This is a genomic window from Roseivirga sp. BDSF3-8, from assembly GCF_041449215.1.
Lineage (GTDB): Bacteria > Bacteroidota > Bacteroidia > Cytophagales > Cyclobacteriaceae > JBGNFV01.
This window is the reverse complement of sequence record NZ_JBGNFV010000001.1, coordinates 1,815,673-1,828,807: the sequence shown is the minus strand read 5'-3', so window position 1 is coordinate 1,828,807 and position 13,135 is coordinate 1,815,673. Positions and strand designations below refer to the sequence as shown.

Here is a 13,135-nt window from a genome sequence, read left to right as displayed (position 1 = left end):
AATCTACAAAAATTATTTACGAGGAAAGAAGCGGGCTTATTGTACCTCCGCTGCATGCCTGTCTTGCTCCGGTTACAGAAGGCAGGCAATTTATCTCTCCGCGTTGTCTGAGCACAGCCAGAAAAGCGAAGACAATTGCTTCTTTGTACGATATAAGGGTGTCTTCAGGTTTAAAAACTTCTACTCGTGTGCCTTTACGGATGCAGGTCATTAAGAAATCGTTAAAAGTTCCCCCTCCTGTGCAAAGCATTCGGGCACCTGTTTTGCGTTTAGTGGTAGCAAGCCCGGTTTGCTCTCCTATGTGCAGGCAAAAAGTATGCATGCGGTCTTCCAGGGGAATATTCTGATCGTCAGTCAGCGGGAAAACATGTTCACTAACCCACTCATACCCCAGGCTTTTGGGAGGTCGCAGGCTGAAATATTGTAAAGAGTTTAATTTTTTCAGTAAACCGTAATCGACCTGACCAGAGGCAGCTTTTTTACCTTTATCATCATATGGCATTCCTGCCTCCCCAGCCAGGCGGTTCAATACCATGTTAGCGGCACAGAGGTCAAAGGCTATTCTTTGTCCGTCTTTTTGAAAACTGATATTGGCAATTCCTCCAAGGTTCAGGCAATAGTCCATATTGCCAAACAATAATTCATCGCCAATGGGGACTAGGGGAGCACCTTGTCCTCCCAACGCTACATCCATCCCACGGAAGTCACTTATCACCGGCAATGAGGTAGCTGCGACAATTTCTGCGCTATACCCTATCTGATACGTAAGGCCCTTATCCGGTTCATGAAATACTGTATGGCCATGACTTCCTATAAGCTCAGGCTCAAGATTATGCTCTGAAATGAAACCCTTCACCTGTTCCCCCATCCATTGGCCCAATTTACGGTCAAGCCTCACAAGATCAAGCCCTTGCATAAACATCGCCTCTTTGAGCTTTCCTGCCAGATCCTCTGGAAAAGAACATGTATTGACCGCCTCTATCTCAAAATTCCATCCACTGCGGTTTTTCACAAAAATGCAGCATGCCATATCCAGCCCGTCCATCGAAGTACCAGACATCAGGCCAATCGCCCTGTATACCATAAAAAAACCTTTATATTTACGCTGCTAGAATTAAGTTCGATTGCTGAATATGCATATTGTCGTAGATATCGGCAACACCAGGATAAAAACCGGAGAGTTTATTGGGCAGAAGATGTCCGTGACTCACATATTTGACACCTTAGATGAGTGCAGGATCTATCTACAGACAGTGAAATGGGATGCTGCAATTGCCAGTTCTGTGTCTACGGACAGCAGAGAACTGTTCGCCTGCTTTTCTGAGAGTCATAAGGTCATCTATTTTGATCATACAACCCCTATCCCGCTTACGGTAGCTTATCGTACGCCTCACACGCTAGGGCTTGACCGGTTAGCAGCGGCCTGCGGTGCTGCTACCCTCCACCCTGCAGAAAATAGCTTAGTGATAGATGCAGGTACGAGCATAACCTATGAAATAGTTGAAAAAGGGAGGGTTTATCTTGGAGGAGCTATTTCCCCGGGATTAAATATGCGGGCCAAAGCCTTACATAATTTTACAGCCAGATTACCGTTGATAGAACTCCCGGAGGAGGCACCACTGATAGGTAAGGATACTAAAAGCTGCCTGGAAAGTGGGGTTTTAAATGGTGCCAGGGGAGAAATCAGGGATTTTATTCGGATGTACCGCGAAAAGTTTTCAAATTTGCGAATTATTATCTGCGGGGGTGATGCCAAATATTTCGAATCTGTATCCGAATCTCCCGTTCTGCTAGTCCCCGGATTAGTTCTGTTGGGTTTAAATGCAATACTGAATTATAATGTACAAAAAAACGGTTAGGCTTGTCATACTGGCGGTCCTATCGGTCACCTTTTGTGCCCAGGCACAAGTGGCTAATTCGCCTTACTCTATTAGAGGGTTAGGCAGTCCGCAGTCTGCTAATCTTATTCATAACCGTGGTATGGGTGGTGTAGGCCTTTCTTCAGGGCGTGCGTGGAATCTTAATCTTAAAAACCCGGCCCTTTTACCCGTAAACTCCCTTACTACCTTCGAAGCCGGCGTAAGCGCTGAATACAAAAGGCTTAGTAATGTTAACACAACTAACGAAGAGACCAGTGGCAGGTTAGACTACCTCGCTGTGGGCATTCCAATTAAACCAGGCAAAGCCACGCTGTCTCTTTCATTGCTTCCTTACACGATTACGAACTACAGTATAAATGCCACCAGTACCGTAAGGGGCACCAATGAGCCTGTAGACCTCGAATTTAACGGGGAAGGCGGTGTGAATAAGGTGTCAATTTCCGGAGGGTACCAGCCTTTTAGCTTTCTTTCCTTCGGCCTGACAGGTTCTTATCTCTTCGGTACAATAAACGAAGAAGCCCTCACCGAGCTGCCTGATCAGCAAACCTTCAGCAATATTGCTGTTAATGAGCGAACAACGGTATCCGATGTAACCATGGGCTTCGGAATACGCGGCATCATACCCGTTGGGGAGAAAAATTCTTTTAACATCGGTGCTACGATAGATAGTGAGTCTGACCTGAAGGTACGCAGACTGCTCACAATTGAAAGAAGAAGACTTACTTCTCTGGTAGTAGATTCCGATACAGTTTTCAACAATACTGAAGGGTCTGTGGTTGTTCCTCCTCGTATAGGTATCGGTTTATCCTATCAGGTAGGGGCTAAGTGGACATTTGGTGCTGACCTGGAATACCAGGATTGGTCTGAGTACCGGAACGCCAGCGGTGAGAATGAGGACATGAGAGAGTCTTACAGAGCCGCCGCAGGTCTGGAGTGGACCCCTGATCCGAGTTCGGTAAACAGGTACCTGGAAAGAGTAACCTATCGCCTCGGCGGTAACTTTGAAAATACACCTTTTAGCTTTAATGGGAGACAGATCGAAAAGTTTGGCATCAATTTTGGCGCTACATTCCCAGTGAGCAGGGTATCCAACCTGAACATGGCTTTCGAATACGGAAGACAAGGCAGTACGGATAACAACCTCATTGCTGAGGAGTTTTTTAAACTGAGCATTGGCGTTACGTTTAATGACAACTCTTTCAGCTTCTATAAAAACATCAGGAAATTCGACTAAAGGGAAAAATCATGAGACTAAAAGTAATCCTAAGTACAGTTGTAGCCTTCATGATGCTGCAAAATGTACAGGCGCAGAATGGCTGGAACTGGCCTGAAGATGAGAAACTTCGCAAAGAAGCAGAGACTAAAAACGTTCTTTATTCAGATCATCTGAGGAACGATAACTATAAAGCGGCTAAAGCACCGCTGGTATGGCTATTGAAAAATACGCCTGACCTGAACGCTTCTATTTATATAAATGGGGCTAAAATATACGAAGCACTTGAGGCAGAAGCCTCTTCTGAAGAAGAGAAGTTTGTTTTGCAGGATTCAGCATTGTTGATGTATGACCTCAGGATCAAGTATTTTAATGACAAGTCCAATGTGATGAACCGTAAGGCTTATACTGCCTATAAGTTTTACAAGGACAGACAAGACAAGTATCCTGAATTGTATTCAATTCAGAAAGAAAACTTCGACCTGAATAAAGAAGAGACTCACCTGAATAACTTTATCGGTTATATGGATGCCATCAGACGGTATAAAGCAACTGGCGGTGAAATAACCGACGAAGAAGTGATCCAGGTTTATGATGAAGTAAACGAAGCCCTTAAAGCTAAAGGTGGTCACGAGAAAATTCAGGAAGGCGTGGATAAAATATTTGCAGCTACTGTAGATATTGATTGTGACCTGATAGAGAATAAGCTTGGACCAAGATTCCTTGAGGATACTTCTAACATTGACCTGGCTACAAACATCATCAAGCTTTCTTTTGTAGGTAAATGTCTGGACAGCGAAGTATTTCTTCAGGCTGCTGAGGTAGTTCACAGGAATGCTCCTGAGTACGCTCTTGCTAAACTCATTGCTGTAAAAGCACTGCAGGCAGATGACTACGACAAAGCTGAAGAGTACTTTAAAGAAGCGATCAGCCTGACTGAGGATAATACCAAGAAAGCTGATATTTATGTATCAATGGCTGAAATGTCAGCGAAAAGAGGTAGAAAGTCCGATGCAAGATCATATGCGATGGATGCTGTAGAAGCAGACCCTAGCAAGCGTGAGGCTTACAACCTGATCGGTACACTTTATTTCAATAGCTTTGATGCCTGTAAAGGTGGCCAGAGTCGTGTACAAGACCGAGCAGTATTCCTGGCTGCATACGATATGTATCGCAAAGCCGGAAACTCTCAGGGTATGGCCAATGCAAAAGCTCAGTTCCCTAGCAAAGAGGAGGTATTTACTGAAAATATGCAGGTGGGTCAATCAATAAGCGTAGGATGCTGGATAGGAACTACAGTATCTCTGCAGACAAGAGACTAGTTATATTATAAGCATAAAAGTAACGGTCAGGAACAACTTCCTGACCGTTATTCGTTTGTGACAAAAATATTCGAATGTTTACGAGTAGACGACATACATTTCTATCATTGATGCTCATGGCAATAGTTGCTGTAGCTACTGCCTGCTCAGACGACAGCAAGGCCTTGGAAGAAATGAAGCCTTATGAAGGGCCTATGCTGGAAATGGACAGCGTGGAAACGCTATTTAGCGATTCAGCAATTGTGCGGGTCAGGCTGGTGGCGGGCAAAAGGCTTGACTTTCGTAATGGAGACAGTGAGTACCCAGAAGGCGTTTACATTGAGTTTTTTGGCCCCGACGGGAATTTACGATCCACACTCAGATCGAACAAAGGCTTCTACCATGGGGAAACTAACCTGTACCAGGTAGATGGTAATGTTGAAGTTATAAACGAACAATCAGAAAAACTTAATACTGAACAGCTTTTCTGGAATCCTGCCGATGAACAGGTTTATACAGAAAAATTTGTCCGAATTCAGAGTGACGGACAACTTCTCATGGGAGAAGGTTTGCGGGCTGAGCAGGATTTCAGTAGTTATGAAATCATGAAGCCCACTGCCAATATCGATATGGAGCAACAATGAAACTTTTAGATGCGATTTTGCTTGCCCTTGCCGCAGGTTTCTTTATTATTGGTGTTCATCAGACTATAACTGCCGGCATAGCCTATTCCTACTGGCCTCTTATGCTGGCGTTGGGCATGTTATACCTTTTCCAATACAGAAAAAAGAGTGGAAAATCATGATGAAAATTGCCATGCAATGTCAAGTGGCCTAATTTAGGTCTGGTACAAGCCAATGGAATACAGTTACCTCATCATTATCCTTATCACACTGGCCTTCTCCGCCCTGTTTTCGGGTATCGAGATTGCTTTTGTATCTGCCAATAAGCTTCATATTGAACTGCAAAGTAAACAAGGGGCCCTTGCAGGGCGTATCTTGTCCCGTTTTATGCAGAGGCCGAGTAAATTTATCGGTACTACTCTGGTAGGAAATACTATAGCCCTGGTAGTATACGGCATATTTATGGCTCGCCTCCTCGAGCCCTATATAGCTGAGGTTTTAGCAGGCTCCGCTGTATTAAGTAACGACATTGTTATTCTGCTTACCCAAACCTTTATCAGTACAGCAATAGTACTTGCCACTGCCGAGTTTACCCCTAAGAGCCTATTCATGCTCAACCCTAATCTATTACTGGCTGCTTTTGCTCTCCCTATGCTGGTAATATACTACCTGCTCTATCCTATAGTGTGGATAGTGACAGGCCTTTCCCGTTTCGTTATCACCAAAGTGTTTCGGTTGCCATATAGTGAGGATAAGCCGGTTTACAGCCTGACGGACCTTAACCACTTTATTCAGCAACAGACCTCAGTACCTAATGAGGAGACTGAGCAGGAGGTTAATACTAAAATATTAAATAATGCTCTTGAATTTAAGACGGTACGTGTGCGGGAGTGCATGATTCCCCGGACTGAGATTGTGGCTGTGGATATTGAAGATGATATTGAGGTGCTCACCAAAGCTTTTGTGGAAAGCGGTCATAGTAAGATATTGGTTTATCGTGAAACCATAGATGACGTTATCGGCTATTGCCACTCACTGGAGCTATTTAAAAAGCCGAAAGAGATCGGAAGCATTCTTACCCCGGTGATAATAGTGCCGGAAACCATGCTGGCAAATGAGCTTATGATCCAGTTCATTACAGAGAGGAAGAGCATTGCGCTGGTAGTAGATGAATTTGGCGGCACCTCCGGGATCGTCACGCTTGAGGACATAATCGAAGAAATATTCGGAGATATTCAGGATGAGCATGATGTGGACGATTGGATAGAACAAAAAATTGATCCTAATACCTATTTGCTGAGTGCCAGGCATGAAATTGACTATCTCAATGAGCGGTACGAATGGCAGATACCGGAAGGGGATTATGATACACTGGGAGGCTTTATCATCAATACTACAGAGAATATTCCCTCGATTGAGGACATTATCGTAATCCCTCCATTTACATTTACGGTGGTGGCTATGGAAGATAACCGCATCGATATTGTAAAATTATCCCTGGATGACAGCGTTTCGGAACTTTAGACGTCCCGGGAGGTATTTTGATTTTACCTTTTAATGTTCTTATTTTGCGGGCTCTTTTACGGCAAAAAAAATGGCTTTAATTAACAAAATAAGGGAAAAGACAGGTTTGGCAGTAGGTATTATTGCCTTCGGTTTGATCCTGTTTCTATTGGGCGGAGACTTACTCAGCCCCAATTCAGCACTCATGGGTGGCGGGCAGGACCGCACTGTCGGCGAAATAGCCGGCAAGGAGATATCCTATGAAGAGTTTCAATCAGAGCTTGACGTGCAGATTGCTGCTTTTCGCAGCCGTATGCAGCGTCAGCCTTCCGAAGCTGAAATGGCCTCTCTGCGTGAGCAGACCTGGACCAGAATGATCAATCGTTATGGTTTTGGTGGTGAATACAGAGACCTGGGTATTCAGGTTACGGAAGATGAGCAAATTGACATGGTGCAAGGTGAAAATATTCATCCCTATGTTAAAATGCAGCTCGGTGTTGAGAGTGCAGAAGAAGTAAAGCAACTGCTTGCCAGTCTGCCACCTGAATATCAGCAACAATGGACCATGATGGAACAGGAGATTGTGGCTGCCAGGCTTAGAGAGAAATATGAGAACCTCTTCCTGAAAACTAATTATGTGCCTTCCGCAATGGGTAAGGAGGAATATGCCAAACAAACTGCCACGGCAGAGGCTAAATATCTTTACGTGCCATTCTATGCTGTTGCAGATTCATCTATGAGTGTATCGGAGCAGGAAATGAGGCATTACATTGAGGAACATCCCAGCGACTTTGAAGTAGAAGAGTCACGCTCTATAGAGTTTGTAACTTTCAGCCTTCAGCCTACTGCCCAGGATTCTGCCCTTGCTACGGAAGAGCTATCACAGATAGCGAGTGAGTGGGCTAATGCAGCAGATGACAGCCTGTATGCTATGGGCCGTACCGATTCAGGTAATCCTGTAGAAGTATTTAATCAGGGCAATCTTCCTGCGAACCTCGCAGATGAAGCCCCTCTTGAGGATGGCCAGGTTTACGGGCCGTACTTAAATGCGGGTAATTTTGTTCTGTATAAGGTTCTTGACCAATATGAAGATACAGTATCTGCTGCACGCGCCAGTCATATCCTTATTCGTACTCAGGGGGATGAAACTGCTGATGCTGCTGCTCGTGAAGAAGCACAGACATTGTTGAGAAGAGCCCTGGACGGAGAAAACTTTGCTAACCTGGCCAGACAGAACAGCGATGACGGCTCTGCTAGTAATGGCGGCGATCTGGGCTGGTTTACGGAAGGTCAAATGGTTCCCGCCTTTAACGATGCTGTATTCAATGCCAGTGAAGAAGGTGTGATAGGAGAGTTGATAGAAACTAACTACGGCTATCACATCATCAAAGTTAATAACCTGAAGAGTAATGCCGCCTACAAAGTAGGCGTGATCAACCGTGAGATACTTCCCTCTGCGGAGACTCAGGATGATGCATATATGAGAGCAAGCCGTTTTGCTGCCAGTGTTGAGAATTACGACCAATTTGTGCAAGCAGCAGAAGAGGAGGGACTCAGAGTAATGAAAGCGCCTCGCGTAGGTAAGAATGACAGACGCCTTGGTGCAATAGACAATGCCAGAAATGTTATCCGGTGGGCATTCCGCGATGCTTCTGTAGGCGACGTAAGTGCTGAGTTTGAAGTAGGTGATAATTATGTAGTCGCTGCCGTAAAGGGTAAAACAGAAAAAGGCCTGGCTCCACTTGCTGATGTTGAGATTCAGGTGAAAAAGAAAGTGCAGGATCAGAAAGCTGCACAGCAAATAATAGAGAACCTGGAAAGTCTGAATACCGAAGATCTCGATGCCATGGCTCAGGAATATTCTGATGCGAAGGTATATTCTAATAGTAACATCAAGCTGAATAGCAGTTCACTGCCTTCTGTAGGGTTTGCTCCGGTAGCTATTGGTAAGATATTCGGACTGAATGAAGGAGAAGTAAGTGAGCCATTCCAGGGAGAAACCGGCGTGCTTGTCGTAAAGCTGGAAGCAAAGACTGAAGCTGGAGAAATTGCTGACTACACTAACTACATCAATGAAATAGCGCAACAGCGTGGTGGACGTATCTCATTTGATATTGCAAACGCAGTTAAAGAGCTGTCAGATGTAGAAGATGAGCGTTACAGGTTCTATTAATAGCTAAAAGAACACGATTATATAGGAGAGCTGCCATATGGTGGCTCTCTTTTTTTGCATCAGCTAATTGAGGAATTTAATTTAATACAGAGCTGTTAGGACTTATGCAGAACCTCCGGGTGAGGTTTGTCGTAACTCCTTCAGGCAAGTTTAGAGAAAGGAAGCAAATATGTCTGCCAGAAAATTTGATTTTGACTCTTTCCAGCAAAAGCTGGATGACCAGTTTAGCTGGCCAACCTTATACATGTTTAAATTTATAGTGCCGGCAGGAAAAGAGGGGGAAGTGGAAGCGCTTTTTCCTAAAAACGAAAGCACTAATAAGCCTAGTAAAAATGGTAACTACATCAGCGTAACGACTAAGGCAATGATGCCAAGTAGCGATGAAGTTATAAGAATTTATAAAGAGGCTACAGGAATAGAAGGGCTGATAGCCCTTTAAAATAATAAAGGCGGATAAACATCCGTCTTTTACTTTTATAGATGAACTTCAAGAAGCTCTTTCAATTCGTTTCTTACTTCATCAGCCGATATACCATCAGCCGGAGCTGTTACGATTGCCTTCAGTAAGTCGCCGACAATGTAAGGAGGTAAGTCCAGCTTCTCGGCGTACTCAGAGGTGACCTTCAACTCATCGTCTTCAACTACTCCATCCAGATAAATCATGTACACCAGATCGTATACTCTCTCCAAAGCTTGCTGCTTATTAGCAGGCGGAGTATAATCCGGTTGTTGTTTTATTTCCTCTAGCCGGGCAGGGTCTACGTCTAGCTGCATACTCCATTTTTCCAGGCACTTCAGAGAAACTTCATTTCTAAGAGACTTGTCTATCAGAAACAGGGAGTATATGTTAAAGAATGTGGAGGCGATCCTCCCGTAGTTCTGTTCCAGTGGAGTCATAATTTAGTGCTAGGTTATTAAACAAATTTAATAACTTCGCTGGGTTATATAGCAGAATTGTATAATTAAATTAACGAACAGAAGCACCTGGAGGTGTCCTTCATGTAAATATGTCAAATGGCTGACCGGTTAAAAGTCCTATTGTGCATTAGTAAATTGCTGCTTTTTATGGCGTGGTTTTTCTCATGCGGTCCTAATGAAAAGGCAGGACAGGATGAGCGGATCCAGAAAGTTAAAGTAGATTCCCTACCTCTGGCAATTGATAATGCAATAACTGATAAGCCGGATACTACCCCTGGCCAGGCAGCTCCTGATTTGATGGCAGAGGACAGCACCATGTTTAACCTTCTCGTAGATACCTACGAGGATCCTGATCGTAATGCTTGGCAAAACCCTGAGTTGGTTATTAATAAAATTGAGTCTCCTTTTGATAAAACAGTTGCCGATATCGGAGCCGGTACCGGATATTTCACATTTCGCTTAGCCCGTTGGGCCAGGAAGGTGATTGCACTGGAAGTAGATCCTGATTTTGTGGCCTATCTTGAGGAAAGAAAACAGGACGTTCCTGAGGCTATTGCTGATCGTATAGATATCAGGCTTACCCCTGCTGACAGTGCAGCCCTCGAGCCAGGGGAGGCAGATGTGGCCCTGGTCGTTAATACGTATTACTTCCTGTTTGACAGGGTGGAGTATTTTCAGAATATTCGTAAGTCCCTTTCAGATGATGGTATGGTGATAGTGGTTGATTATAAGGATAAAGAACTTCCTGTAGCATCTGCATATGTGCGTCGCATAAGCTGGGAAAAGGTCAAGACTGAGTTGCAGGATGCTGGTTACCAAAACATCCGTGTGGATACTGTAAGTCTGCCTTATCAATACATAGTGGAGGCCTTTCGGTAGTTGGAACAAAGCCCGCAGGGCGGGGTTGTATGACTGTTCTAATCATCAAATCATTTACAGATATGTGGAAAGAAGAAGATAACAAGCTAAAGAAAACCTTTGAGTTCAGCGACTTTGTAGAAGCTTTTGGTTTTATGTCGAGCGTGGCGATTGTGGCAGAAAAAATGAACCATCATCCAAACTGGAGTAACGTATACAATACGGTTAGCTTTGAACTGAACACTCACGATGCCGGGGATAAAGTCACTGACAAAGACCACAAACTAGCCAAGGAAATAGATAAGATAGCAAAACAGTAAGTGTGAACTTGAGAGTCCTTCGATTCTGACCGGACAATAAAAATTCCGTACATTTGGCCGTAATGCAGGAGGACACTTCATTATATTTAGTACCTACCCCCATAGGAAACCTGGAGGATATCACCTACCGCGCCGTACGGATACTGGGTGAGGTGGACACCATACTGGCAGAAGACACCCGCACCAGCGGAAAACTTTTAAAGCACCTTCATATCCGAAAACCCCTTCAGAGCTATCATGCCTTTAATGAACATCAAAGTGCTGAACGCTTTGTGGAACGTATGAAGGGAGGGGAAAAGCTGGCGCTTATTAGCGATGCGGGTACTCCGGGTATTTCTGACCCTGGTTTTTTATTGGTGCGTCACTGCCTGGAGCATGATTTGAAAATTGAATGTTTGCCCGGGCCAGTGGCTTTTATACCTGCCCTCGTAAAATCCGGCTTACCTAATGATCGATTTACATTTGAAGGATTTTTACCTCATAAAAAAGGCAGGCAGACACGGATAAAAAATCTGGTAGAGGAAGAACGTACAATGGTGTTTTATGAAAGCCCTCACCGTTTGCTTAAGATGCTGCAACAGATGGCTGAAGCTATGGGGGCAGACAGACCTGCTTCGGTTAGCCGTGAACTCACCAAAATGTATGAGGAAACGAAAAATGGCACCCTGCAGGAGCTAATCGAATATTTTACCGAACACCCTATAAAAGGAGAGATCGTTGTTTGCGTCCAAGGTAAGAAGTAGCCAGGTATACCCGCTTGTACTGGCCCTTTCGTCGTCCCTTATGTTCTGGCTGGCATGGCCTACCATGCCCCTTACATTTTTGTTGTTCATAGCATATGCCCCTTTATTAGCCCTGGAGGACTTTTATGCGCAATCAGAAAAGCCTAAGGCAGGACGTAAGTTCTTTTGGTACCTATATCTGAGCTTTTTCTTGTCAAACCTCCTCACCACCTGGTGGGTGTATTATGCTACTTCAGTAGGCATGGTAGCTATGGTGCTGGCAAACAGCCTGCTAATGTGTCTGCCCTGGCTTTTATTTCGATATACCAAAAGAGCGGCGGGTGCCGGATGGGGGTATTTTGGCCTCATTCTTTATTGGATCACATTCGAATACATACACCTGAACTGGGATCTGAGCTGGCCTTGGCTTACGCTTGGTAATGGTTTTGCCATGCGGGTATCATGGATACAATGGTATGAGTACACGGGAGTATTCGGCGGGACGCTTTGGATTTTACTCGCTAACCTGGCTTTTTACTTTGTGTTCTTTTATGGGGATGCCATTTTCAAGGGTATTATTCGCTGGCGAAGCCTGATTTATACCCTCATCTGGATTATGATTCCGATGGGCATAAGCTTGTATGTTTACTATGGTTATGAAGAGCAGGGTACCCCTACTGAAGTAGTGGTGCTACAACCTAACATAGATCCATACACGGAAAAGTTTGTGGGTACAGTCAACTTTATCCCCTTCGATGAACAGGTAAGGCGCTTTACAGGCTTATCTGAGTCAAAGATCACCCCTGAAACGGACTTTGTCGTATGGCCTGAAACAGCCATAGATAAACAAATTAATGAAGATGCGCTTGAAATAGACCCTATCATCAGGCAAATCAAAAGGTTTAAGGCCAGGCATCCGCAGGCTGCGATGGTGACGGGGGTTACCACACAGATCGTTTACCGGTCACAAGCCGATGCCCCTCCCACAGCAAGACGTTCGCGTAATGCAGACATTTATTATGATGTGTTTAACACAGCCCTCTTCGTAGGAAATAAGAACGAGAGTGTAGCTTATCATAAATCCAAGCTGGTACCAGGAGTAGAAATTATGCCCTACCCACAGGTACTGGGTGTTATCAGTGAAGTTATTTTTGACCTTGGCGGTACCAGTGGCGGTTTTGGCCGCCAAAAAGAGCGTACGGTGTTTTATAACTCTGATAGCATTGGTGTAGCCCCTTCTGTTTGCTATGAGTCTATCTATGGTGACTTTATGAGCCGTTTCGTAAGGAATGGCGCCAATCTTATCTTCATCATTACCAATGATGCATGGTGGGGTGATTCGGATGGGTATAAGCAACACCTGCATTATGCTTCCCTGCGGGCTATAGAAAACAGGCGTAGTATCGCCCGCAGTGCTAATACAGGCATCAGTGCTTTTATTGATCAAAAAGGGGACATACATAAGCCTACAGAATTTTATACGCAGGCTGTGATCAAAGATACCATACTGGCAAGGGAAGACCTGACATTCTATAGCAAGCATGGTGATTATCTGGCCCGCACGGCAGCTTGGCTGTCAGTGTTTGTATTTCTGGCCGCATTTGTAAGAAAAAGAATAGTGTAG

At 44.5% G+C, this 13,135-nt stretch carries 14 protein-coding genes; 12 read left to right on the top strand and 2 right to left on the bottom strand.

Annotation, left to right across the window (positions count from 1 at the left end):
• Positions 1–16 precede the first annotated feature (16 nt).
• Complete coding sequence (locus tag AB9P05_RS07390; protein WP_371908179.1) at positions 17–1,084, bottom strand: anhydro-N-acetylmuramic acid kinase; 1,068 nt, start codon at positions 1,082–1,084, stop codon at positions 17–19.
• Positions 1,085–1,133: 49 nt separating this feature from the next.
• Between AB9P05_RS07390 and AB9P05_RS07385 the strand changes: the two genes are divergently transcribed.
• The 8 genes from AB9P05_RS07385 to AB9P05_RS07350 all read left to right on the top strand — a co-directional run bounded on the left by AB9P05_RS07385 (position 1,134) and on the right by AB9P05_RS07350 (position 9,132).
• A complete protein-coding gene (locus AB9P05_RS07385) occupies positions 1,134–1,859 on the top strand; it encodes a type III pantothenate kinase (protein ID WP_371908178.1) in 726 nt (241 codons plus the stop codon).
• On the top strand, positions 1,840–3,114 hold the full coding sequence (locus AB9P05_RS07380; protein ID WP_371908177.1) for a hypothetical protein: 1,275 nt from the start codon (positions 1,840–1,842) through the stop codon (positions 3,112–3,114). The genes AB9P05_RS07385 and AB9P05_RS07380 overlap by 20 nt, the downstream gene beginning before the upstream one ends.
• Before the next feature lie 11 nt (positions 3,115–3,125).
• Complete coding sequence (locus AB9P05_RS07375) at positions 3,126–4,415, top strand: tetratricopeptide repeat protein (RefSeq protein WP_371908176.1); 1,290 nt, start codon at positions 3,126–3,128, stop codon at positions 4,413–4,415.
• Positions 4,416–4,489: 74 nt separating this feature from the next.
• On the top strand, positions 4,490–5,038 hold the full coding sequence (gene lptC / locus AB9P05_RS07370; protein WP_371908175.1) for an LPS export ABC transporter periplasmic protein LptC: 549 nt from the start codon (positions 4,490–4,492) through the stop codon (positions 5,036–5,038).
• Positions 5,035–5,199: a hypothetical protein gene (locus AB9P05_RS07365; RefSeq protein ID WP_371908174.1), complete on the top strand. Its 165-nt coding sequence runs from the start codon at positions 5,035–5,037 to the stop codon at positions 5,197–5,199. The genes lptC and AB9P05_RS07365 overlap by 4 nt, the downstream gene beginning before the upstream one ends.
• Positions 5,200–5,251: 52 nt before the next feature.
• A complete protein-coding gene (locus tag AB9P05_RS07360) occupies positions 5,252–6,541 on the top strand; it encodes a hemolysin family protein (RefSeq protein WP_371908173.1) in 1,290 nt (429 codons plus the stop codon).
• Positions 6,542–6,611: 70 nt separating this feature from the next.
• The gene (locus AB9P05_RS07355) at positions 6,612–8,693 is read left to right on the top strand and encodes a peptidylprolyl isomerase (protein ID WP_371908172.1); all 2,082 of its coding nucleotides are present in this window, start codon (positions 6,612–6,614) and stop codon (positions 8,691–8,693) included.
• Positions 8,694–8,862: 169 nt separating this feature from the next.
• A complete protein-coding gene (locus AB9P05_RS07350; protein WP_371908171.1) occupies positions 8,863–9,132 on the top strand; it encodes a DUF493 family protein in 270 nt (89 codons plus the stop codon).
• 35 nt (positions 9,133–9,167) lie between these two features.
• Here the strand turns inward: AB9P05_RS07350 and AB9P05_RS07345 are convergent, their stop codons facing one another.
• Complete coding sequence (locus AB9P05_RS07345; RefSeq protein ID WP_371908170.1) at positions 9,168–9,590, bottom strand: hypothetical protein; 423 nt, start codon at positions 9,588–9,590, stop codon at positions 9,168–9,170.
• A gap of 117 nt (positions 9,591–9,707) precedes the next feature.
• On the opposite strand from AB9P05_RS07345, the gene AB9P05_RS07340 reads away from it, so the two are divergent.
• From AB9P05_RS07340 to lnt, 4 genes are all read left to right on the top strand, one after another.
• Entirely contained in the window at positions 9,708–10,490 is a 783-nt protein-coding gene (locus AB9P05_RS07340) for a class I SAM-dependent methyltransferase (protein ID WP_371908169.1), read from the top strand.
• Positions 10,491–10,552: 62 nt separating this feature from the next.
• Positions 10,553–10,789: a 4a-hydroxytetrahydrobiopterin dehydratase gene (locus AB9P05_RS07335; RefSeq protein WP_371908168.1), complete on the top strand. Its 237-nt coding sequence runs from the start codon at positions 10,553–10,555 to the stop codon at positions 10,787–10,789.
• Between the two features lie 62 nt (positions 10,790–10,851).
• A complete protein-coding gene (gene rsmI / locus AB9P05_RS07330) occupies positions 10,852–11,532 on the top strand; it encodes a 16S rRNA (cytidine(1402)-2'-O)-methyltransferase (RefSeq protein ID WP_371908167.1) in 681 nt (226 codons plus the stop codon).
• Positions 11,507–13,135, top strand: a complete 1,629-nt coding sequence (lnt, locus tag AB9P05_RS07325) for an apolipoprotein N-acyltransferase (protein WP_371908166.1) — start codon at positions 11,507–11,509, stop codon at positions 13,133–13,135. Before rsmI ends, lnt begins: the two co-directional genes overlap by 26 nt.

Coding starts and splice junctions, on each gene's coding strand:
- AB9P05_RS07345 (WP_371908170.1), bottom strand. CDS start 9,590: ATGACTCCACTGGAACAGAACTACGGGAGGATCGCCTCCACATTCTTT.
- AB9P05_RS07365 (WP_371908174.1), top strand. CDS start 5,035: ATGAAACTTTTAGATGCGATTTTGCTTGCCCTTGCCGCAGGTTTCTTT.
- AB9P05_RS07350 (WP_371908171.1), top strand. CDS start 8,863: ATGTCTGCCAGAAAATTTGATTTTGACTCTTTCCAGCAAAAGCTGGAT.
- AB9P05_RS07340 (WP_371908169.1), top strand. CDS start 9,708: ATGGCTGACCGGTTAAAAGTCCTATTGTGCATTAGTAAATTGCTGCTT.
- AB9P05_RS07385 (WP_371908178.1), top strand. CDS start 1,134: ATGCATATTGTCGTAGATATCGGCAACACCAGGATAAAAACCGGAGAG.
- lptC (WP_371908175.1), top strand. CDS start 4,490: ATGTTTACGAGTAGACGACATACATTTCTATCATTGATGCTCATGGCA.
- AB9P05_RS07375 (WP_371908176.1), top strand. CDS start 3,126: ATGAGACTAAAAGTAATCCTAAGTACAGTTGTAGCCTTCATGATGCTG.
- AB9P05_RS07335 (WP_371908168.1), top strand. CDS start 10,553: ATGTGGAAAGAAGAAGATAACAAGCTAAAGAAAACCTTTGAGTTCAGC.
- AB9P05_RS07390 (WP_371908179.1), bottom strand. CDS start 1,084: ATGGTATACAGGGCGATTGGCCTGATGTCTGGTACTTCGATGGACGGG.
- AB9P05_RS07360 (WP_371908173.1), top strand. CDS start 5,252: ATGGAATACAGTTACCTCATCATTATCCTTATCACACTGGCCTTCTCC.
- AB9P05_RS07380 (WP_371908177.1), top strand. CDS start 1,840: ATGTACAAAAAAACGGTTAGGCTTGTCATACTGGCGGTCCTATCGGTC.
- AB9P05_RS07355 (WP_371908172.1), top strand. CDS start 6,612: ATGGCTTTAATTAACAAAATAAGGGAAAAGACAGGTTTGGCAGTAGGT.
- rsmI (WP_371908167.1), top strand. CDS start 10,852: ATGCAGGAGGACACTTCATTATATTTAGTACCTACCCCCATAGGAAAC.